Here is a 21,594-nt window from a genome sequence, read left to right as displayed (position 1 = left end):
TGACAACGCCGCTGCGCCTGCTCGCCATTGGGGTGGCGACGACGGGCCTTGGGGCTCGCCGCCTGCGCGACCACACCGCCGACCGCGATCGCACCCACCGCCGCCTCATCCCCCACGACGGCGGAGGAGACACCTCGGCCCCAGAAGGAGGTGTCCTCGATCGGCCCGCGTCTCGTGATCGCCCACGACGGCGGGTTGCTCACCCTGGATGCCACCACCGGAGAGATCGTGGCCGACGTGGCGCACCCCGGGTTCCTGCGGCTCAACAACGCCGGTGACGGCCGGCACGTGTTCGTCAGTGACGGCGATGTGTTCCGCCTGTTCGACGCCGGCATCCAGGCCCGGGCCCACGGCGATCACCACCACTTCTACACCTCCGAGATCGGCCTGACCGGCACCACCTTCGACGCGCCCCACGCCGGCCATGTCGTCGTCCACGCCGGCAGGACGGCGCTGTTCGCCGACGGCACCGGCGAGATCCAGGTGATGGATTCCCGGTTCGCGGGCGATCCGCTCCGGGTGGTCGAGCACCACGCCACCACCGACCCCCACCACGGCGTCGCGATGGTGCTGGCCGACGGCAGCCTGCTCACCACGCAGGGCACCGAGGACGAGCGGCGCACCGTCCAGGTGCTGCGCGACGGCGCGGTCGTCGCGGAGACCACCGACTGCCCCGGCGTGCACGGCGAGGCCGCTGCCGCGCCGACGGCGTCCGGCGACGTTGTCGCGCTCGGCTGCACCAACGGCCCGGTGGTGCTGCGGGACGGGGCGTGGCACAAGGTGGCCGTGCCGGACGCCTACGCCCGCTCGGGCAACCTGTTCGTCCACGAGGCCTCGTCGGTCGTGCTGGGCGACTACAAGGTGGATCCGGACGCCGACCCGGTCGAACGCCCCACCCGGATCGCCCTCATCGACACGCGGACCAACGAACTCGATCTCGTGGATCTCGGGTCGCCCTACTGGTTCCGCTCGTTCGCCCGCGGGTCGCAGGGCGAGGCGCTGGTGCTCACCTATGACGGGGAGCTCAAGGTCTTGGACGAGCAGGGCTCAGTGCGGCACGAGGTGCCCGTGATCGCCCCGTGGGAGGAGAAGGCCAGGTGGCAGGATCCCGGCCCGCTGGTCAAGGCAGCCGACGGCTTGGCCTACGTCACGGACGCCGCCGCCCACACGGTGAGCGTCGTCGACCCGAGTTCCGGAACCGTGACCGCGACCCACCAGCTGCCCGTGACGCCGGTCGAAATGGTCGTGGTGACCGGCCATCCGGAGACCGAGCGCCCCGCCGGGTGACGCGATCAGCGACGGGTGTCGGATCTGTGGGCCGGGACGCGGTGAGGTGGGTTGGTCCCGGCGAGGTCACGCACCCTACGATGCGGTGTCACCGTCGAACACTGGGGGAAGTTCACCATGAAACGCATCCTTGCGGCCGCCTGCTGATGGCCCTGGCAGCATGCTCGTCAGCCACGCCGGCGCCGGAAGAAGCACCCATGACGACCCGTCCGCCGGCATCGACTGGGCAGACCCCGATGCCCACCGGCTCACTGACGCCAGCGCCCACCGTCGCAACGACGCCAACGCCCGCCGATACATCCTCCGCGTCAAGCACCCGAGGGGACGTGGTGAAGGAGATCGGGCAGCGGGCGGACGTCACGGACGAGGCGGGGAACCTCCTCCTCGACTTCACGGTGACCCAGATCGAGGTGAACCCGCAGTGCACGTCCCCGTTCGAGCAGGCACCGGAGCACGGCAACTACCTGGCGCTTTCGCTGGACGTGACGACGGCCAGTGATTGGGACCCAGCCGAGTCTCCGGTGTTCTTCGATTCCAGCTCGTGGACCGTCATCGGGCCGGACGGCACGACGGAGAACAGCTCGATCGGCAACGGGTGGAGCTGTCTGGGCGAAGCGGTGTCCCTGCCCGGGCAGATCGACCCAGGACAGCACCTCGAGGGCAAGGTCGTCCTCGACACGGCCTACACATCGGGGGCCGTGATCCTCCGACTTCCGGGGCAGACCTCGGGCGGATGGGAGTGGACGTACTCCAGCTGAGCAGGCAGCCACGGAGTTCATTGCGTCTCTGTCGAGGCACCGGGGAAATGGTCTCACCTCCGAACGACCTTGCTCCGGGCGCGGCGATCCGTTGCCCAATCGGGCTGCAAATCGGCAGTCCATTGCCGACGAGGCCGTGCCCGGGCGTGCCGCCGAGGGGCGCGATCCCGGATCGAGTCCGACGGGGGTGCTGGCGACCTGGGCCCCACCCCATGATCGGTGGGGATCGGCTCTTCCATCGTCCGCGGCCTGGGAAACCCGGCATCGTGGGGAACGGGCGTCCCCCAAGGGAGGCTGCCACCCTGCCGAAGCCGTCGCCACCCTGCCAAAACCGTCGCCACCCTGCCAAGTCCGTCGCCACCCCATCCCAGTTCCACGACCCTGTTGTTGCAACGCTAGGGGGGTCGGCTTAGGGCAAGGAGGCGACCGCTCAGGTAGGGAGGCAGCCGCTAGGGCAGGGACGCGACCACGCGGGCAGGGAGCTGAGGTGCGCGGAGCATCGCGGGGCGGCGTCGGTCCCCGCCGACGACCTCGCCGCGCTGACCGGCGGCCTTGATTGCCGCTCAGACCCGTGGGTGGGCTTGTCAATCGGCCTCAGCGCCGGCCCGCCGCACCATGCGGATCTCGCGGATCCCGGGCAGGCCGCGCACGTCCTGGATGCCCCCGTCGGGCACGAACCCCTCGCGGCGGTAGAACGCGATCGCCCGCTCGTTGCCCTCGAGCACCCAGAGGTAGGCGTCGGCGTCCCCGATGGTGGTGTGAAGGAGGGCTTGGCCGAGCCCGGTGCCCTTGACCCGGTCGCGGAGGTACAGCATCTCGAGCTCCAGGGCGATGCCGGCCTCGGCGTCGCGCGCCGCGCCCGCGTGGGAGAGCCCCGCGATGCCGGCGGCGTCCTCGGCGACCCAGAAGTAGCCGCCGTCGAGCATCCGGCTCTCCCAGTGTGCGACGACCCCGGGGCGTCGGGACGACAGGCCCGCCAGGACGTCGGCGGGCAGCAGGTCGGCGTAGCTCTCGCACCACGCCGCGTCCTTCATCACCGCCATGGCGTGCAGGTCGAGCGGGGTCGCCTGCCGGATGTGGGGCACGTCAGTCCAGGTAGTCCCGAAGCACCTGCGAGCGCGACGGGTGCCGCAGCTTGCTCATCGTCTTGGACTCGATCTGGCGAATCCGCTCGCGGGTGACGCCGTAGACCTTGCCGATCTCGTCGAGGGTCTTGGGCTGGCCATCGGTCAGGCCGAAGCGCATGCTGACCACGCCAGCCTCGCGCTCGCTCAGCGTGTCGAGCACGTCGTGCAGCTGCTCCTGCAACAGCGTGAAGTTCACGGCCTCGGCCGGCACGACGGCCTCGGAGTCCTCGATCAGGTCGCCGAACTCCGAATCGCCGTCCTCGCCCAAGGGCGTGTGCAGCGAGATCGGCTCGCGGCCGTACTTCTGCACCTCGACGACCTTCTCGGGGGTCATGTCGAGCTCCTTGGCGAGCTCCTCCGGGGTGGGTTCGCGGCCTAGGTCCTGCAGCATCTGCCGCTGGACGCGCGCGAGCTTGTTGATGACCTCCACCATGTGCACCGGGATGCGGATGGTGCGGGCCTGATCGGCCATGGCGCGCGTGATGGCCTGCTTGATCCACCACGTCGCGTAGGTCGAGAACTTGTAGCCCTTGGTGTAGTCGAACTTCTCGACCGCGCGGATGAGGCCGAGATTGCCCTCTTGGATCAGATCGAGGAAGAGCATGCCGCGGCCGGTGTAGCGCTTGGCGAGCGACACCACGAGGCGGAGGTTCGCCTCGAGGAGGTGGTTCTTCGCGCGGCGGCCGTCCTCGGCGATCCACTCGAAGTCCTCAGCGTCCTTGGCCTTGACGCGCCCCTCGGTCCGCGACTCGTCGGCGAACAGGCCGGCCTCGATGCGCTTGGCCAGCGTGACCTCCTGCTCGGCGTTCAGCAGCGCGACCTTGCCGATCTGCTTGAGGTAGTCCTTCACCGGGTCGGCCGTCGCACCGGCCACCATGACCTGCTGCTCCGGCTCGTCGGTCTCGTCGGCGTCGGAGACGACGAAGCCCTCGTCCTCGGTGAGCTCCTTCTCCTCCTTCGCGGCCTCGCTCTGGTCGAAGGTGTTCTCGTCGACGTCGTCCAGGCTGCGCTTCTTGCCGCCCACGGTCAGCACGACCTCGTCGCCCTCGCGGGCGAACTTGACGTCCTGCAGCCGCTCGGGGCTCAGCACCTCGGCGACGGTCGGCGTGTCGGCCTCCTCGCCCTCGGCCGCGTCCAGCGCGATGTCCTCGTCCGCCAAGTCGTCGGGCGCCTCGTCTTCTCCGGGGGCGTCGCCCGTCTCAGTCGGCACCGCCTCGTCGGTCTTCGCACGACGCGCGCTGCCAGCGGCCGGCTTGCGGCCTCGCTGCGGCAGCGCAGTCACGTTGTCGGTGGTGTCGTCGGACGCCTCCGCCGCCGCCTTGCTGCGGCTGCGGGTCGGCTTTGCCTTGCTGGACGACGTGGTGGACGCTGCGGACGTGGCGCGTGGAGTCACCTAGGCCCCTCCCCCGGGATGTAGCTACTAGGGCGTGCGTCGGCCGGGTCTTGTCAACGGCTGGCGCACTCGCCATTGTGTCACGCCGAGCTCCCCCACCCAAATGTCGGAGGCGGCCACTAGCCTGTCCGGGTGTCTTCGAACCTGCCTGTCCCACCGCACGCCCCCCAGCGGCCGTTCACCCGACTCGTGCACGGCGACGCGGTGGAGGACCCCTACCACTGGATGGCCGACAAGACCGACCCCGCCTTCACCGCACACCTGGAGGCGGAGAACGCGTACGCGGACGCCCTCACGGCCCACCTGAGCGACCTGCGCGAGGAGCTGTACGAGGACATCAGCGCACGCACGAAGCAGACCGACCTGTCGGTGCCGCTGCACGTCGCCCACCGCGACGGCACGGCCTATTGGTACTACAGCCGCACCGTGGAGGGGCTGGACTACCCGTTGTCGTGCCGGCTGCCGGCCACCTCGCGCGACGCCATCCCCGACGTCACCGAGCCCCACCCCGACGAGGTGGTCATCCTCGATGGCAACGCGCTGGCGCAGGGCCACGACTTCTCGGCGCTCGGCTGGTCGGAGGTCTCTCCGGACGGACGCCGGCTCGCCTACGCCGTCGACCACACCGGCGACGAGCGCTATGACCTCGTCGTGCTCGACCTCGCCACCGGCGTCGTCCTCGACGACACCGTCACCGGCATCGGCGCCGGGGGCGCCTGGGCCGGCGACGACTGGATCTTCCACACCCGCGTGGACGCGGCCTGGCGCCCGCACGAGGTGTGGCGCCACCGCATCGGCTCTCTCGACGACGACGCCCTCGTGCTGGCCGAGCCCGATGCCATGTTCTGGCTGGGCGTCGGCTCCAGCCGTGACGACGCCTGGGTGCTGGTGGAAGCTGCGAGCCGCACCACGTCGGAGACCCATCTCGTGCCCGCCGCCGACCCCACCGCGTCGCCGCGCTGCGTGGCCCCCCGGCGCCCCGGAGTGGAGTACGCGGTGGAGGTCGGGCCCGACGCGCTCTGGATCCTCCACAACCACGACGCGCCGCAGTTCAGCCTCGCCCGCGTCCCCCTCGCGACCCCGGACGCCCCGTGGGAGACCGTGCTGGCCCACGACCCCGACACCCGGCTGGTGGACGTGGCCGTCTACGACGCCGCCCTCGTCGTCAGCCACCGCACGGCCGGGTTGCCCGGCATCCGCGTGTGCGACCGGCTGCCCGGCGGGTTGCTCGGCCCGGCGCGCGAGCTGGAGTTCGACGAGCCGCTCTACGACGTGGGTGCCGAGGACGCCCCGGACGCCGACACCGACCGCATCCGGTTCGGCTACGAATCGCTGACCAGCCCGCCGTCGGTGTGGGAGTACCACTTCGCCACCGGGGAGCGTCGACTCCTCAAGGAGTCCGAGGTGCGCGACCACCCGGTGCACGGGCCCTACGACCGGACGCGGTACGTCGCCGAGCGCCTGTGGGCCACCGCGGAGGACGGCGTCGCGGTGCCGATCTCACTCGTCCGCCACGTCGACACCCCGGTCGACGGCACCGCGCCCGGGCTGCTCACCGGGTACGGCAGCTACGAGATCCCCAACGACCCGCACTTCGCCACCAGCCGCATCAGCCTGCTCGACCGGGGTTTCGTCGTCGCGATCGCCCACGTCCGCGGCGGTGGAGAGCTGGGGCGGCCGTGGTACGAGGGCGGCAAGGAGCTGGCCAAGACCACCACGTTCACCGACTTCGTCGCGTGCGCGCGCCTCCTCGTCGATGCCGGTCACGTCGCGCCCGACCGGCTGGCGATCGAGGGAGGTTCGGCCGGCGGCCTGCTGATCGGTGCGGCGGTCAACCTCGCTCCCGACCTGTTCCGTGCCGCGCACGCCATCGTGCCGTTCGTGGATCCCCTCACCACCATCCTCAACCCCGAGCTGCCGTTGACGGTCATGGAGTGGGAGGAATGGGGTGACCCGCTGCACGACCCGCAGGTGTACGCCTACATGAAGGCCTACTCCCCCTACGAGAACATCGACGCCGGGCCGTACCCCGCGATCCTGGCGTCCACGAGCTACCACGACACCCGGGTCGAGGTGACCGAGCCCGCCAAGTGGGTGGCGCGCCTGCGCGACCGGGCCACCAACCCGCCCGGGCGGCCCATCCTGCTGCGCACCGAGATGGCCGGTGGACACGGCGGGGTGTCGGGTCGGTACAAGGCCTGGCGGGAGCGCGCGTGGCAGCTGGCGTGGCTCATCGACCAGGTGGGGCGTGGGGCGTCCGCGCCGCAGGTCACCCGCGCGGGGTGACCCCAGGACAGATCTGCGTGTACGACCACGGTCTACGATCGCACCCCCGGCTCCCTTCCTAGGGGTGGTTCAGGGGGTCGACCGAACAAATCCGACGCGTTTGGCGTTGTACTGGTTGTCGAAGGGAAAGGACCACCACATGATCTCGAGCTCCCACCGCACCCGCACCAACGACGGGATCGACGGCAAGGACTCCGTCGGGTTGTACCTGGACGGCATCGCCAAGACGCCGCTGCTGACCGCTGAGGAGGAGGTGCGGCTCGCCCGCGAGATCGAGGCCGGCCTGTACGCCGACGCCATTCTCGCGAAGACGGTCACCTCCAAGGAGCGTGGCGGCCGGTCGGCCGTCAAGGCGTCCGCCGAGGAGCTGCAGGCGATCTCGGAGCGCGGCCAGCAGGCGATGCGCCAGTTCGTGACCGCGAACCTGCGGCTCGTCGTGTCAGTCGCCCGCAAGTACGGCCGTTCGCAGATGCCGCTGCTCGACCTGGTGCAGGAGGGCAACACCGGCCTGATCCGTGCGGTCGAGAAGTTCGACTACACCAAGGGCTTCAAGTTCTCCACCTACGCCACGTGGTGGGTGCGCCAGTCGATCAGCCGCGGCATCGCGCAGCAGGGCCGCATCGTCCGCCTCCCGGTGCACGTCGCCGAGCAGATCAACCAGGTGTCCGCCACGCGGCGCGACCTGGAGCGTCAGCTCGGCCGCGAGCCCGAGGTGGAGGAGATCGCCGCCCAGCTCGACCTCGAGGTCGAGCGCGTCGTCGAGCTGCTCCGCCTGGCCCGCGAGCACGTGTCGCTGGACGCCCCGGTGGAGGAGGACGGCGACACCGCGCTGGGCGATCTGCTCGCCCGCGACACTGCCCCCGGCCCGGACGAGATGGTGCTGGACGCCGAGGAGCGCGGCCGCCTGGACGCGCTGCTCGCCAGCCTCGACGAGCGTTCTGCCGACGTCGTCCGCCGCCGCTACGGCCTGCTCGACGGCCGCCAGGCCAAGCTCGCCGACATCGCCCAGGTCTGGGGCATCACCGCCGAGCGGGTCCGCCAGATCGAGCGTCAGGCGATCGCAAAGTTGAAGAACCACACGCTGGCGGCCTGACCCCCAGCAGGCACCGACGGGCACCCCATCACCCCACACCACCCCGCACGACCGCGCGAGCCGCTCCACCTTCGGGTGAGGCGGCTCGTTCGTGGTTCAGGGCACGCGCAGTTCGGTGGCCGGATCCCGTCGGCTGGCGAGGATCGCCGGGGCCAGCGAGGCGATCAACGCGAACGTCAGGGTCCAGATCGTGACGGCCAGGGAGAACCGCACCCCGGGTTGGGGTGCGCCGGTCACGGCAAGGACGACGCCGGACGCCATCACCCCGGCCGCCGCCCCCACCAGCACAAGCAGGGCCGTCTGGGTGAGCTGCAGCGCCACGATGAACCTGCGGGAGGCTCCGAGGGCGCGACGGCGTCCGAAATCCTTGCGCCGCATGAGGACGAGCGCCGTCTGCAGCGCGGCGACCAGCACGGCCGCCACGCCCACCAACCCCACGATGAGGGAGCGGGACAGCGCGGACATCTGCGCCTCCACCAGGGAGCGCAGCTCCGCGAGGTCACTGCTGGTCGACACGGTCGCCATCCGGGGGTCGTCCAGTGCCAGCAGGGATGTCACCACGGGGGTGAGGGGCGCCACCATGTCCGGACTGGCCGCGATCACCACGACCACGGCCAGCGGCTCATCACCGTGCGGCGTGGCGGGCACGAGCACGAGCGGTTCGAACTCCAGCAGCGCGGGAGCCGGCCCCGCGGCAGGCGCGACGCCGAGCGTGTCGCCGTTGGTCAGGGAGAGTTCGCCGACGCCGTACGGCATGCCGAGCGCGTCCAGCGCGGTGGCCGAGGCATAGGCCGTGTGGCTGACCGGCTGGGCGGGCATGCCCGCCGCCCGGAGATCGTCCGAGTAGAGCTGGCGCACCGGAACGCCGGCGGCGTCCGGCACACCGGCGTTGCGCCCGTCGACGATCGGGGAGAGCCCGCCCAGCCAGGCGATCTGGTCGACCGCGCGGAGCCGCTGGAGAAAGCCGGTGGTGAGGCCCGAGTCGGTATCCGCCCGGACGACGATGGCCCGGGTACCGACGCTGTCGATGCTCCTCAGCACCTCCTGCTGCGCCGCGACCGTGCGTCCCGACGTCAGCGTGATGGCCACCACCACCGCCGCCACGAGCAGGCACGTCAGGCTTGAGGCGACCCCCTGCGAGCGGGCCGCGGCCCACGCCTCGCGCACGAGGGCGGTCACAGGCGAATTTCCTGGTCGCAGCTGGCGGCGACGGCGTCCGAGTGGGTCACGATGGCCACCACACCCCCGTCGCGTGCGTGCTGGCGCAGCGCGCCCAGCACGACGGCGCTGGACTCGGGATCGAGGTTGCCGGTGGGCTCGTCGGCCAACACGATGCTCGGCTCCCCGATGAGTGCACGACACAGGGCGATGCGCTGGGCCTGGCCGCCGGAGACCTGGCCGGGGCGCCGATCGACGGGCACGTCGACACCGAAGGCCGCGAGCAGGGCGGGGACCCGTCCGCTGGCAGCCTTCCGGTCGCCGCGGCGGTAGAGCACGGGTTCGGTGACGTTGTCCGCGACGGTTCGGGTGGCGTCCCGGGCGGCGTCCTGGAACACAAAACCGAACAGCTCGCTGCGCAGGGCCGCGCGTTGGGTGTCGCCCAGCGTGTCCACCCGCTCCCCGTCGATGAGGACGCTGCCGCTCCCGGGCGTCAGCATCAGGCCGAGCAGGTACAGCAGGGTCGACTTGCCCGAACCGGACGCGCCGGTGATCGCCGTGACCTGTCCCGGGGCGAGCACCGCCGACCAGTCGACGATGGTCGTGCGCCGTCCGTCGTAGGAGAAACAGAGGTCGCGTGCCACGAGCCCCTGCGTCAGCGGTTTCATGGCCGCCGAACCTGCACCGGGGTGCCGAGCGGAACGCCCTCGATGAGCGACATGCCGCGTGCGGACGCGATGACCTGCACCGATCGCAGCCCGCCCTGGTCGTCCAGGACGGCGGGGCTGCCGTCGGCTCCGGTCACGATGGCAGCGGTGGGCACCACCAGGCCGGACTGCTGGGCGACGGTGACCACGGTGGCGGCCAGGCGGCTCTCCCCGGCCACCGGCACCGACGCGCAGGCGTCAGCACACACCGGTCCGCCCGCCTCGCCGGTCAGCGCGATGGAGAACACATCGGGGGATTCACCGGGTCTGGCCGCCTCGGCGGTCGCCGGCCAGGAGGACCCGTCCGGAGCCGTCACCTGCACCTGCGTCCCGGGAGGAATCAGCACGGCCTGGGACGCCGCGACCGGCAGGGTGAAGGCCGGGGCGTCCTGTAGGACTGAGATGGCGGCCTCCCCTCCGGCGAGCCGATGACCGACCTGGACGACCGCCGGGTCGAGCCGCACCCGGGCCGGCAGCGTGGGCAGGAACACGACGTCACCCGGCGCCACCGCGCCGGTGACCGGCACCCCCAGCGACCGCTGCCACGCGCGGATCGCGCGGGTGGTGCGCGCGTCCACGCGACCGTCGGCAGCTCCCTCCAGGAAGCCGAGCTCGCCCAGCATGGTCTGCACCTGGGCGACGTCATCTCCGCGGACGCCCTCTTCGATCGCGCGGAAGGCAGGCACCACGCCGCGCGCCGCGACGATGGGGCGCAGGTCGACCCGGTACAGGGTGTGGCCTTGGTCGACCGGGCTCGTCCCGTCCGTGTCGACGGCGGTCACCATGCCCGCCGCGGCGTTCTCGACCGTGTGGGTGGCGGGCCAGGTGACCACCGTGTTCAGGTGGATCGACGCGCCCACCTCCCCCTCGGTGACTTCGACGAGGACGTGATCGGCACTTCCCACGGCGTCCGCCGACGGACGGAACAACTCGGCCCCCGCCCAGCCGGTCGCCACGCCCAGCGCGAGCGCACCTGTCACGAGGAGGGGCACCTGACGCCGATGACCGCCTCGTGAGGGGCGTGCCCTCACGGGTACGCAACCGGGCAGTCGCGCTCAAGTGCGAGCACCTGCTGGTTGCCCATGTCCGGCGGCAGATCGCTGGACGGGTTCCACTGCCCCTTGATCTCCGTCCAGGCTTCGTACGATGGCGCGGCAGGAAGCGCGGCTCCGTGCTCGAGCTGGCAGGCCCGGGTGCTCACGAACGCGTCGTAGACCTGGCGGCGGTACTCCTCGGGGGATTCGTCGAACGTGGGCTGTGCGGGGGCGGACGCCCAGCACTCATTGGAGTCGGCCTCGTACTGGAGCTCTTGCCCTGTCGGCGCAAAACCGTCAACGGATCCGTCCTCGGAGACGGTGACTTCCCAGCCTCGCTCCAACATGCATTGCTGCACGATGGCACCCGCGTCGGCGGGCCGGGACACCTGCGTCGGTGGAGGCGTTGGCTCTGCTCCGGTACAGCCAGCGACCGCCACGACGCCCAGGAGTGCCAGGGCGCTGAATCGTCGTACCCCATTCACCGAAGCGAACCGGCAACCCCCCAGACGTCGGCTCTGATGGCGGCTGTCACGCGCGTCATCACGCGGCCACCGAACCGACGTCCCACTCATGTTGAGCCCTTCCTTCGCCGTGCCTTCGCGGAGGCACCACCATAAGCGGGGAGCGACCCTGGGCGCCATGGCACCAAAGTGCCAATCCCGAGGGCTCGGCCGCGCGGCGTCCGGCCCTCGTGGCGTCCGGCCTGGTGGGCTTCAGCCCGCCTCGCCGTCCACCAGGCGGATCAGACCCTCCTGTGAGGTGGACGCCCCCAGCACGCCGGCCTGGTCGTAGAGCTGACCGCGGGCGAACCCGAGCCCGTTGGCGGCGTTCGGGGAGCTCTGGTCGTACAACACCCAGCCGTCGGCGCGGATGTGCCGGTGGAACCACATCGAGTGGTCGACGGTGGCCATCTGCAGTCGCGGTGAGCCGAACGCCTCGGGGTGCGGCAGCGTCGTGACGCCGAGCAGAGTCATGTCGCTGGCGTAGGCGAGCACCATCTGGTGCAGCCGCGGATCGTCGGGCATCTCCCCCACCGCGCGCAGCCACACCTGCAACCGGGGGCCCTGGCTCAGCTCGCGGTGGGAGGACCCCACGTGGCGGGTGTCGAGGGCCGCCCACTCGCGCTCCCACATCTCGGCGGTGCGGGGCGACCGCATCCCCAGCACTTGCGACAACCGGGGGCACTCCTCCGGGGGGATCGGGGGCTTGCTCGGCATCGCGGCGTGGTCCAGCCCCTCCTCCGCCACCTTGAAGGAGGCGGACATGACGAAGATGTCCCTCCCCGACTGGGACGCCGTGACGCGACGCGTGGTGAAGGACCCCCCGTCACGGGTGCGCGCCACCGTGTAGTGGATGTCGGACGCCGTCGAGCCCGGCCGCAGGAAGTAGCCCTTGAGCGAGTGGCACAGCCGGTCCTCCGGCACGGTGCGGTACAGCGCCGCCAGCGCCTGGGCCATCACCTGGCCGCCGAAGGTTCGCTGCTGCTCGGTCTCCGGGTGGCGTCCGGCAAAGAGATCGGTGTCGAGGCGCTGCAGATCCAGAAGGTCCAGGACCTCACTGATGTGGTCCATGGGGGACCCTCCCCTCTCGTCGCCTTCGTGTGCGCAGGGTGCGCCCACCCCGTGATGATGGTCCTGCCACAGTACGGGCATGCTCGCTACCGTGGAGCAATGCCCACACAGACACTCTCCGTCGGAACGGAAATGCAGCTGCTCCTGCTGGCCGATCCCGCCTGGATGCGCCGCTGTGCGGAGGCGGGGCTGGACACCGACATCGTCCTCGATCCGTCCTTCTACCCGGCGCTCCTCAAGTCGGGAGAGGTCGTCGTGTTCAACACCGGTGAGGACAACCTCTTCACCGTCGTCATCACCGATGACCCGGACGAACGAAGCCGCCACGCGTGTGCGGACCCTGCCGAGTTCGTGCTCCAGTCCAGCGGGCGGATGCTCCTCATGGGCAACGGGGAGTTCGATCAACTTGGTGAGGGTCGCGGTGTCGGCGACGGCAACTACTCGGGGTGGGTGGACCTGCCCACCGGGACGTTGGCCGTCAGCGTGCACGCCGTGACACGGCACGACGACCCCGACGGCCCGGACTTCGTGGTGTTCGCGCAGCCGGCACCGGCGGACTTCCGCCCGACTGAGCGCTTCGGCATGCCCACCATCACCGCCGACGGGGTCGAGGAGGCTGACCCGGAGCCCATCGACGACTGGTACGCGCGGACGCGCACCGAGGGGGACAGGGACGCCGACCGCAAGGCGTCCGGGAAACTGCAGTTGCCCGTGCGGTTGTTGCCCCAGGTGATCATCGGCCCCGATTCGTCCGTGACGCAGAGCCGGTCCGACAGTTCCTGGGACATGTCCGGTCACGGGGGCCTGCGGCCCTTCATCGCGGTGGCCACGGAGGGCGAGGACGCGCCGGGGTGCGTCCTGGAGTGCCAGAGCCAGAGCCGACGCGGCGCCACGGAGAAGGACGTGACCTGGCGGGTCCGGGGGTTCGGCCGGGTCGAGACGAACGGCTCCACGACGGGGCGGACCGCCGCGCTCGTCGCCTGCCCCCCGCCGGTGCCGACGGAACCACCGCTGGATGTGGAGAGCATGCGGGCCCAGCTCATCAGCTGGCTGCGCGCGCATCCTCCGCAGCCGCCCACCCGCCGCCTGCGCTCCGAGGCCGTGCTGCTGAGTCACGCGACCGCGATGCGGACGGCCACGGGACTCCTGGAATGGGCCTTCCGCGCCCTGCCGCTGCCCCTGGCGGTGGTGCTCCCCATGGCCGTGGCCGATGATGCCCAGCGCTGGCAGCTGCTGACGGACTTCTACGGTCGGCTGGAGCAGTGACCCAGGGCACGCCCGCCGCTGCCCCCTGAATCCCGCGCGGGGCGGGGCGCGCGGGTCATCGCTGCGGCCCCCGCGGCTCCCCCTGCTCGTCGCCGTCCTGCTCGGCGAGGAACTGCTCCACCGCCGCACCGATCTCGTCCACCGACGGCACGGATGGCCGCTCGGATGCCTCCATCTCGTCGTACTGGCGCTCCAACTGGGCGACCAGCGGGCCCAGCTCGCCGTCGCCGGCCACCTCCTCCTCCAGCGCCGCGAGCGACTGCGTGGCGATCGAGGCGAGGTTGCCGGGCGGCAGGTCGAGCCCGGTGGCGTCCCGCACCCGGTCGAGCGCGGCCAGCGCCGCCGGGGCGTAGGTGCCGGGCGCGAGGTAGTGCGGCACGTGGGCGACGAACCCGCGCCCGAGCAGCCCGCGCTCCCCCGCGCGGAATTCCAGCATGGAGGCGAAGCTGCCGGGGACCGTGACCCGGTCGATCCAGACCGGGTTGTCCGGGGCGAGTTGGGGATCGGTGGCGTGGGCGGTCACGAGGGTCGGCCGGGTGTGCGGCACGCCCATCGGGACGCCCTGGGCGGTGACGAGCTGCGCAACGCCGAGATCCCGGGCCAGGCCGAGGATCGCCGCGCAGGCACGGTTCCACTGCGTGTCGGGTTCGGGGCCGGTCAGCAGCAGGAAGACGCGGCCCGAGGCGTCCTCCACCTTGTGCAGCACCAGCGCCACATCGTCGAGCGAGGTCCAGGTGTTCGTGTCGAACACCATGGCGGGGCGTCGCGAGCGGTAGTCGTGCAGCTGGTCGTGGTCGAAGACGGCGAGCTCGGTGGCGGTGAAGTCGTCGCGGAGGTGCTCGCCCAGCTGCCGGGCGACCTGGCCGGCGTCCACGTACCCCTCGAGCAGGTGGATCATGACCGGCTGCTCACCCACCAGGCTCTCCTTCACCTCGGGGCGGACGGTGTACAGCTCCCTCGGATCCAGCATGCGGGCCACTCTAGTGGGCCGCCGCAGCCCGCAGGTCAGCCCGACGCGTTCAGCTCAGCGCGGCCAGGGCCGAGCGGACGCGCTTGGCCGAGACCGGGGCGGCGGTGCCGAGCGATTGGGCGAAGAGGCTGACGCGCAACTCCTCCAGCAGCCAACCGGCGTCAGCCACGGCGGGCGGCAACTCACCGACCGGATGGCGCTCCAGCACCCGGCCGTAGGCGTCCTCGAGCTCGGTGATGACGTCCAGGCCCTGCTGCTCGCGGGCCGGGTGGGTGGCGCGGCTGCCGAGGCGCACGACGACGGCGTGCAGGTAGCGCTCGAGGCGTCCGAAGTGGGGTTCGGGGGTGGCGGCGATGAACCCGTCGAACACCAGGTTGTCGAGCTGGGCGGTGACGTCGGCGCGGGTGTCGCCGTCCGGCAGCGCGTCGACGAGGCGGCGCGCCTCGGCGTGCCGGGTGAGGACGCGGGCGGCGGTGGTGACCACCGCCTGCATGCGGTCGGCCACGTCGGCGCGCACGGCGTCCTTGAGCTGGGTGAAGGCGGCCTCGTCACGGACTGCCGTGGGGTCGGCGATGCGCGCGGCGATGAGGTCGCCGGTCGCCTTGAGGCGGGCGTCGGCCAGCGCCGCGTTGAGGTGGGCGTACGGGCCGGAGGCCAGCGCCACCTTGTCGGCGTTGGCGAGGCGGGCGAACACCGAGCGCGCCGGGTCGGGCGTCACGAGCGTGACGAGCCGCCGCAGGCCGAGCGGATGCCACTTCTGGGCGCGCGCGGCGGTGTTGGCGATGCGGACGCCGACGCTGGCGCCCTGGTCGACGAGCGCCGGATAGCCCACCAGCGGGGTGGGCTCGCGGGCGATGGTGGTGTCGAGCGGCAGGGTGCCGAACTGCCAGCTGGTCGCGCCCGGGTGGGCCAGGTCGGACGCCGCCGCGTTGAGCCGCTTGGCCAGACGCGGCGCGAACTGGTCGCGCAGCGAGGCGAAGTCCTTGCCGGCGCCGAGGGTGCGGCGACCATCGGTGATGACGTAGCGGACGCTGAGGTGCTCCGGCAGCGCGGCATCGTTGAACTGGGCGGGGTCGACGACGTCACCGGTGAGCTGGGTGAGCGCCCGGGCCAACGCCTCGGGGAACGAGCCGTCGGTCGGGTGGTCCTCCAGCCAGCTGAGCGCGCGGCGTCCCCAGTCGGGAGCCGGCACGAACCGCGTCCGCACGGCCTTGGGCAGCGAGCGGATCAACTCGGTGGCCAGCTCGTCCCGCAGGCCCGGCACCTGCCAGGTGAAGGGGGCGGCGTCCACCTGGTTGAGGACGCCGACGTCGATGTCGACGCTGACGCCGTCGGTGCCCGAGCCGGGGTCGAAGGTGTAGGAGACCGGCAGGTCAGCGGGGCCGACCGTCCAGCTGTCGGGGAAGGCGTCGGTGTCGACGGCGGCATCGCCGACGAGGTCGCCGAGGCGCAGGTCGAGGAAGGCGTCGTCGGCGCGGCGCTGGTCGCGCCACCAGCGGTCGAACGCGGCGACTGAGGTGATGTCGGCCGGCACCCGGGCGTCGTAGAAGGCGTAGATGGCCTCGTCGTCCACGACGATGTCACGGCGGCGGGTGCGCTCCTCCAGCTCGGCCGCCTCGGCGCGCACCTTCTCGTTGCGGGCGAAGAAATGGTGGCGGGTGCGCCAGCCGCCCTCGACGAGCGCCGAGCGGAGAAACACCGCCCGGGCCACCTCCGGATTGATCTTCGCGTAGCTCACGGTGCGGTCGGCGATGATCGGGACGCCGAGCAGCATCACCTTCTCGGTGGCCACGCACTGCCCGCCGCGCGCCGACCAGCGGGGCTCGGAGTACGTGCGCTTCACCAGGTGCTCGCCGACGTCCTCGACCCACTCGGCCCGGATCGGCGCCACCGTGCGCGCCCACAGCCGCGTGGTCTCCACGAGTTCGACGGCCATCACCAGCGGCGGTGTCGCCTTGGCCGCCGCCGAGCCGGGCTGGATCGCGAACCGCGTGCCCCGGGCGCCCCCGTACTCCGCCAGCGGACGCCGCCCGCGGGGCGCCGGCTGCTGCCGGGCGCGCTCGTCGAGCAGCCCGACGTGGCTGAGCAGGCCGGAGAGGACGGCGATGTGCACGGCGTCCCAGTCGGGCGCCGTGCCCTGCTGGTCGTCGTCGCCCAGCCGGTTCGGCTGGCTGCGCGGGCCGTCGGCGTCCCGCGGGCCGGATGCGCGCGACGACCGGCCGCGGCCGGCGCGCCGCTTCACGTCCTCGTGGCTCTGGGGGCCGCTGCGATCGAGGTTGAGCTCGCCGGCGATCTCGCGGAGCTGGCTCACCAGGTCCTGCCACTCGCGGATGCGGAGGAAGTTGAGATACTCGTCGCGGCACATCCGGCGGAAGGCGTTGCCGGAGAGCTCGGCGCGCTGGTTGCGCAGGTACTCCCAGAGCCGCCACAGGGCGGCGATGTCGGAGGCGTCGCGGTCGGAGTCCGACTCCCCGGACGCCCAGAACCGGCGGTGCAGCGCGTCCGCCTCGGCCTGCTTCTCGGCCGGACGCTCCCGCACGTCGGGGATGGCCAGGGCGGCGACGATCGGCAGGACGTCCCAGGTGACGCCGCGGCGTCCGGCCTCGACGAGCATGCGGCCGAGCCGCGGGTCGACGGGCAGGCGGGCCAGGAGGCGTCCGGTGCGGGTGAGTTGGGTGGCGCCCGCCGCGTCGTCACCGGCGAGGGCACCCAGCTCGCGCAGCAGGCGGACGCCGTCGCGCACCTGGCCGCGGTCGGGCGGCTCGACGAAGCCGAAGTCCTCGATGGCGCCGAGCTGGGCGTCGGCCATCTGCAGGATGACGCTGGCGAGGTTGGTGCGCAGGATCTCGGGCTCGGTGAACTCCGGGCGAGCGAGGAAGTTCTCCTCGGAATACAGGCGTATCGCGATGCCGGGCCCGAGGCGTCCGCACCGGCCGGCGCGCTGGTTGGCACTGGCCCGGCTGATCTCCTCGATGGGCAGGCGCTGCACCTTCGTGCGCGCCGAGTACCGTGAGATACGAGCGTATCCCGGATCGACGACGTAGCGGATGCCGGGGACGGTGAGTGAGGTCTCGGCGACATTGGTGGCCAGGACGATGCGCATGCCGCTGTGGCGGGTGAACACGCGCGACTGTTCGGCCGCGGAGAGGCGGGCGTACAGCGGCAGAATCTCGGTGTTGCGCAGCTTGAGCCCGGCGATCGCCTCGGCGGCGTCGCGGATCTCGCGCTCCCCGGAGCAGAAGACGAGCGCGTCGCCCTCGCCGAGGGCATGCAGCTGGGCGACGGCGCGGGTGATGCCGTCCACGAGCTCTTCGCCCTCGGCCAGCGGCTCGTGGACGATCTCGACGGGGAACGTGCGCCCGGAGACCTCGACGACCGGGGCGTCGTCGAAGTGGGCGGCGAAGCGGGCGGTGTCGATGGTGGCCGAGGTGATGATCACCTTGAGGTCCGCGCGGCGCGGCAGGAGCTGCTTGAGGTAGCCGAGCAGGAAGTCGATGTTGAGCGAGCGCTCGTGGGCCTCGTCGATGATGATCGTGTCGTAGGCGCGCAGGTCCCGGTCGTGGCTGATCTCGGCGAGCAGGATGCCGTCGGTCATGAGCTTGACCTTGGTCTGGCGCGACGCCTGCCGGGTGAAGCGCACCTGGTAGCCGACGACGTCACCGAGCGGGGTGCCCATCTCCTCGGCGATGCGCTCGGCGACGCTGCGGGCGGCGATCCGGCGGGGCTGGGTGTGGCCGATGCGTTCGCGGCCGGCCAGCAGGGCGATCTTGGGCAACTGGGTCGTCTTGCCCGAGCCGGTGGCGCCGGCGACGACGACGACCTGGTGGGCGTCGATGAGGTCGCGGATCTGCCCGACGGCGGCCGAGATCGGCAGCGCGTCGTCGAAGGTGAGCGTGAGCGGGGTCGCCATGACCCACCCAGCCTACCGACCCTCCCCCGCGCCCGGCTCCGCCGTTCCTGCGCCGTTCCTGCGCCGACACGCTCACTCCGGGCTCAAACTCCGGTTCCGGAGTCGGAGTTTGATGCCGAAACCGGAGTGTGAGCGGGCCCGGGGCAGGTTCCGTGGCGCCCGGTGCACCCTACGATGGGGCCATGACCGAGGTCCCCGCCCCGCGCTACCGCGCCGGCGACGCCGACCGCGACGCCGCGCTCGAAATCCTGCAGCGTGCCTACGAGGCCGGCCGTCTCACCTTCACCGACATGCAGGAGCGCCAGGACCGTGCCTTGAGCTGCGTCTACACCGACGAACTGCGCCCGCTCGTCGCGGACCTTCCGGAGGGTGACGATCTGGGCGAACGACCCGGCGCAACCGTGCTCGTGCCTCGGCGTTCGGTCGTGCCCGAGACCGCGCCTGCCCACGGCGGGGCCAGCCTCACCGTGATGTCCGGACGTGACGTGATGGTGGAATCGGGCACGCGCGATCTCTCCGACTTCGCCTGGTGGGGCGGAAACAACTACGACCTGAGCGAAGCGATGGGCCCCGGCCGGGTCGTGACGCTGCACCTCCATGCGGTCATGGCCGGCCACAACCTGTATGTCCCAGAAGGCGTCCGCGTCATCGACCAGAGCGTCGCGATCATGGCGGGCAACGACATCGACCGCTTCGCCCAGGGAGACGGTTCGAACGGCACCCTGATTCTCAAAGGCGTCCTGTTCTGGGCCGGCAGCGACGTCAAGCTCGCCGGCGACCGCTGAGGCCGTCCCGGGCTGACACGCACGCACAGGGCTCAAACTCCAGCTTCCAAGCTGGAGTTTGAGCCCTGAGTGTGCGTGTCGTCGCCCCTACGGGCCCGCCGGGGGAACCACCAGGCCCGTGTGGTGAGCGGCGAAGGCCAGCAGATCCGCCCACTCGGACGCCACCATCTGCAGCGACTTCCCCGCGCCGTGCCCCGCCGAGGTCTCGATGCGCAGCACCACGGGGGCGTCCCCGCCTTGGGCCGCCTGCAGCGCGGCCCCGAACTTGAAGCTGTGCAGCGGCACGACCCGGTCGTCGTGGTCCGCAGTCGACACCAGCGTCGCCGGATAGGACACCCCGGGACGCACCTTGTGCAGCGGCGAGTACGCCCACGCCGCCTCGAAGCCCTCGGCGGAGTCGGGGTCGCCGTAGTCGCTCATCCACGCCGCCCCGATGGTGAAGCGGTGGAACCGCAGCAGATCGAGGACACCCACCGTCGGCAGCGCCGCCGCGAACAGCTCCGGCCGCTGGGTGAGCAGCGCCCCCACGAGGAGGCCCCCGTTGGAGCGGCCGTGGACGGCGAGCCGCGAGGCGTCCGTCACCCCGGTCGCGATCAGGTGCTCGGCCACGCCGATGGCGTCGTCGAACACGTTCTGCTTGCTCCCCAGCCTGCCTGCCTCGTACCACGGCGTCCCGTACTCGCCGCCGCCGCGCAGGTTCGCGATCGCCAGCGCTCCCCCGGCCGCCAGCCACGCGGACCAGCCGGGCCGGTAGTCGGCCAACACCGGAATCTTGAAGCCGCCGTAGCCGTACAGCAGCGTCGGACGCGGACCCTCGGCCAGGTCGTCGGGCATCACCAAGAAGTACGGCACCTCCGTCCCGTCCGCGCTGGGTGCCCGCTCCCGCAGGACGCGGTACGCCGGCGCCAGTGACGTCGACTCCCCCGCCAACCCGAGCCGCTCCACCCGCGGATCCAGGTCACGGCTCTCGGGCAGGTCGACCCGGAACGCCGCGGTCGGTTGGTCGAGCGTGCTGATGCCCACGAAGGCGCTCTGCCGCAGCGGGGAGCCGTCCAGACCCACGAGCGCCCCGGCCGGCAGCGCCAGCTCGACCTCGTCGGTGCCCTCCAGCGAGCACCAGGTGACCACCGGCTGGGCGTCGTCGAGATGGGCCAACAGCAGCCCGTCCCCGGCCGCCTCGGCACCGATCAGGGTGGCGCGGCGCTCCGGCACCACCTCGGCGAACGCCACGTCGCCGCACGCGGCCCAGTCGAGATCCACCCGCACCACGCGGCCCATGGGTGCGTCCTTGTCGGTGGTCAGGTAGAGCTGCGGGCCGTCGACGCGCACGAAGCCGTACTCGGCGTCCGCCACGTCGATCACCTTGACCGGTTCACCGATCTCGGTGCGGCCGGCCACCGTCGTCAACGGGTAGGCCCACAGCCGGTTGACGTGCTCGGTGCCACGCCCGATCGTCACCACCAGCCACGCATCGTCGTGGGAGACCTCGCCGGACGCCATCGTGTGCGGCTCGTCGGGGAAGCTCAGCAACAACTCGTCCTCGCCGTCGAGGCGGTGCACCATGAGCCTCGCCACCCCGAGCCCCGCCGTCGCCGTGCCGCGGGCGTCCGCCGCTTGGTCGAACGTCGTGTACAGGAAGGATCGGTGATCGGGCAGCCAGGCCGGCGAGGAGAACTTCGCCACCACCTCGTCGGACGTGTCCTCCAGCGTGGCCAGATCCTTGACGCGGATCTTCTGCCAGTCCGAGCCGCCCTCGCTCACGGCGTAGGCCATCGCGCTGCCGTCGCGGGCCACCGAGAACGTGCTCAGCGACGCGGTGCCGTCGTCCGACCACGTGTTGGGGTCGAGGACGACCGAACCGCCACGCTCCAGCTCCTCCAGCGAGCCTGCGGTGTACCAGACATCCTGGGCCAGGGTGCCGTCGTTGCGGCTGAGGAAGAAGCGGCCGCCACGCACGACCGGGATGCCAGCGCGGGGCCGGGCGACGATGCGCGCCATCAGGTCGGCGAACCAGGCGCGCCCCGGCAGGCCGCCGAGCACGGACTCCGCGAAGGACCGCTGCTCGGCCACCCAGTCGGCGACCTCCGGCGCGTCGGCGTCCTCCAACCAGCGGTAGGGGTCGGCAATCTCGCGGCCGTGGATCATCTCGACCGTCGCGTCGCGGCGGGTCTTCGGAGAAGGCATGGCCGCCAGTCTAGGGCCGGTGCGCGACGCATCCGGACGCCACGACACCGCCCGCGGCGGCG

General features: G+C 71.7%; 15 protein-coding genes and 1 pseudogene. 6 read left to right on the top strand and 10 right to left on the bottom strand.

Annotated features, from left to right (window positions below; translation table 11 throughout):
* Window positions 1-150 precede the first annotated feature (150 nt).
* Window positions 151-1,287, top strand: coding sequence for a hypothetical protein (locus tag PCC79_RS07620; RefSeq protein WP_342373455.1), 1,137 nt, complete (start codon window positions 151-153; stop codon window positions 1,285-1,287).
* Window positions 1,288-1,616: 329 nt separating this feature from the next.
* On the top strand, window positions 1,617-2,045 hold the full coding sequence (locus PCC79_RS07615) for a hypothetical protein (RefSeq protein ID WP_232548050.1): 429 nt from the start codon (window positions 1,617-1,619) through the stop codon (window positions 2,043-2,045).
* 584 nt (window positions 2,046-2,629) lie between these two features.
* Here the strand turns inward: PCC79_RS07615 and PCC79_RS07610 are convergent.
* Together PCC79_RS07610 and PCC79_RS07605 are read right to left on the bottom strand one after the other, a co-directional pair.
* A complete protein-coding gene (locus PCC79_RS07610; protein ID WP_425325659.1) occupies window positions 2,630-3,130 on the bottom strand; it encodes a GNAT family N-acetyltransferase in 501 nt (166 codons plus the stop codon).
* 1 nt (window position 3,131) lies between these two features.
* A pseudogene (locus PCC79_RS07605) lies at window positions 3,132-4,556 on the bottom strand (RNA polymerase sigma factor); the annotation flags it as partial.
* A 141-nt stretch (window positions 4,557-4,697) separates the two neighbouring features.
* Here PCC79_RS07605 and PCC79_RS07600 point away from each other — a divergent pair.
* On the top strand, window positions 4,698-6,851 hold the full coding sequence (locus PCC79_RS07600) for a S9 family peptidase (RefSeq protein WP_342373453.1): 2,154 nt from the start codon (window positions 4,698-4,700) through the stop codon (window positions 6,849-6,851).
* A gap of 139 nt (window positions 6,852-6,990) precedes the next feature.
* Window positions 6,991-7,944, top strand: coding sequence for a sigma-70 family RNA polymerase sigma factor (locus PCC79_RS07595; protein ID WP_269779159.1), 954 nt, complete (start codon window positions 6,991-6,993; stop codon window positions 7,942-7,944).
* Window positions 7,945-8,040: 96 nt separating this feature from the next.
* Here PCC79_RS07595 and PCC79_RS07590 read toward each other — a convergent pair whose 3' ends face one another.
* The 5 genes from PCC79_RS07590 to PCC79_RS07570 form a co-directional block, all read right to left on the bottom strand.
* On the bottom strand, window positions 8,041-9,123 hold the full coding sequence (locus tag PCC79_RS07590) for an FtsX-like permease family protein (protein ID WP_342373451.1): 1,083 nt from the start codon (window positions 9,121-9,123) through the stop codon (window positions 8,041-8,043).
* A complete protein-coding gene (locus PCC79_RS07585; protein ID WP_342373450.1) occupies window positions 9,120-9,770 on the bottom strand; it encodes an ABC transporter ATP-binding protein in 651 nt (216 codons plus the stop codon). Before PCC79_RS07585 ends, PCC79_RS07590 begins: the two co-directional genes overlap by 4 nt.
* On the bottom strand, window positions 9,767-10,789 hold the full coding sequence (locus tag PCC79_RS07580) for a peptidoglycan-binding domain-containing protein (protein ID WP_342373449.1): 1,023 nt from the start codon (window positions 10,787-10,789) through the stop codon (window positions 9,767-9,769). The genes PCC79_RS07585 and PCC79_RS07580 overlap by 4 nt, the downstream gene beginning before the upstream one ends.
* Before the next feature lie 47 nt (window positions 10,790-10,836).
* A complete protein-coding gene (locus PCC79_RS07575) occupies window positions 10,837-11,232 on the bottom strand; it encodes a hypothetical protein (protein WP_342373448.1) in 396 nt (131 codons plus the stop codon).
* Window positions 11,233-11,559: 327 nt separating this feature from the next.
* A complete protein-coding gene (locus PCC79_RS07570; protein WP_342373447.1) occupies window positions 11,560-12,417 on the bottom strand; it encodes an acyl-CoA thioesterase II in 858 nt (285 codons plus the stop codon).
* Between the two features lie 99 nt (window positions 12,418-12,516).
* Between PCC79_RS07570 and PCC79_RS07565 the strand changes: the two genes are divergently transcribed.
* Complete coding sequence (locus tag PCC79_RS07565) at window positions 12,517-13,683, top strand: hypothetical protein (RefSeq protein WP_342373446.1); 1,167 nt, start codon at window positions 12,517-12,519, stop codon at window positions 13,681-13,683.
* 55 nt (window positions 13,684-13,738) lie between these two features.
* On the opposite strand, the gene PCC79_RS07560 is transcribed toward PCC79_RS07565, so the two are convergent.
* Window positions 13,739-14,653, bottom strand: coding sequence for a PAC2 family protein (locus tag PCC79_RS07560; RefSeq protein ID WP_342373445.1), 915 nt, complete (start codon window positions 14,651-14,653; stop codon window positions 13,739-13,741).
* Between the two features lie 49 nt (window positions 14,654-14,702).
* Complete coding sequence (gene hrpA / locus PCC79_RS07555) at window positions 14,703-18,563, bottom strand: ATP-dependent RNA helicase HrpA (protein ID WP_342373444.1); 3,861 nt, start codon at window positions 18,561-18,563, stop codon at window positions 14,703-14,705.
* A 182-nt stretch (window positions 18,564-18,745) separates the two neighbouring features.
* Between hrpA and PCC79_RS07550 the strand changes: the two genes are divergently transcribed.
* Window positions 18,746-19,348 carry a DUF1707 domain-containing protein gene (locus PCC79_RS07550; RefSeq protein ID WP_342373443.1) on the top strand — a complete coding sequence of 201 codons (603 nt, stop codon included), beginning with the start codon at window positions 18,746-18,748 and terminating at the stop codon, window positions 19,346-19,348.
* An 87-nt stretch (window positions 19,349-19,435) separates the two neighbouring features.
* On the opposite strand, the gene PCC79_RS07545 is transcribed toward PCC79_RS07550, so the two are convergent.
* Complete coding sequence (locus tag PCC79_RS07545) at window positions 19,436-21,532, bottom strand: prolyl oligopeptidase family serine peptidase (protein ID WP_342373442.1); 2,097 nt, start codon at window positions 21,530-21,532, stop codon at window positions 19,436-19,438.
* Window positions 21,533-21,594 lie beyond the last annotated feature (62 nt).

The sequence above is a fragment of the Propioniciclava soli genome (assembly GCF_038502305.1).
GTDB classification, from domain to species: Bacteria; Actinomycetota; Actinomycetes; order Propionibacteriales; family Propionibacteriaceae; genus Propioniciclava; species Propioniciclava soli.
The sequence above is the reverse complement of the archived record's forward strand: the minus strand, read 5'-3'. Positions and strand labels throughout refer to the sequence as shown.

Bases quoted from the DNA above. Each gene is read 5' to 3' on its own strand.
- PCC79_RS07550 (WP_342373443.1), top strand. From the start codon at position 18,746: ATGACCGAGGTCCCCGCCCCGCGCTACCGCGCCGGCGACGCCGACCGC.
- PCC79_RS07565 (WP_342373446.1), top strand. From the start codon at position 12,517: ATGCCCACACAGACACTCTCCGTCGGAACGGAAATGCAGCTGCTCCTG.
- PCC79_RS07545 (WP_342373442.1), bottom strand. From the start codon at position 21,532: ATGCCTTCTCCGAAGACCCGCCGCGACGCGACGGTCGAGATGATCCAC.
- hrpA (WP_342373444.1), bottom strand. From the start codon at position 18,563: ATGGCGACCCCGCTCACGCTCACCTTCGACGACGCGCTGCCGATCTCG.
- PCC79_RS07595 (WP_269779159.1), top strand. From the start codon at position 6,991: ATGATCTCGAGCTCCCACCGCACCCGCACCAACGACGGGATCGACGGC.
- PCC79_RS07560 (WP_342373445.1), bottom strand. From the start codon at position 14,653: ATGCTGGATCCGAGGGAGCTGTACACCGTCCGCCCCGAGGTGAAGGAG.
- PCC79_RS07585 (WP_342373450.1), bottom strand. From the start codon at position 9,770: ATGAAACCGCTGACGCAGGGGCTCGTGGCACGCGACCTCTGTTTCTCC.
- PCC79_RS07570 (WP_342373447.1), bottom strand. From the start codon at position 12,417: ATGGACCACATCAGTGAGGTCCTGGACCTTCTGGATCTGCAGCGCCTC.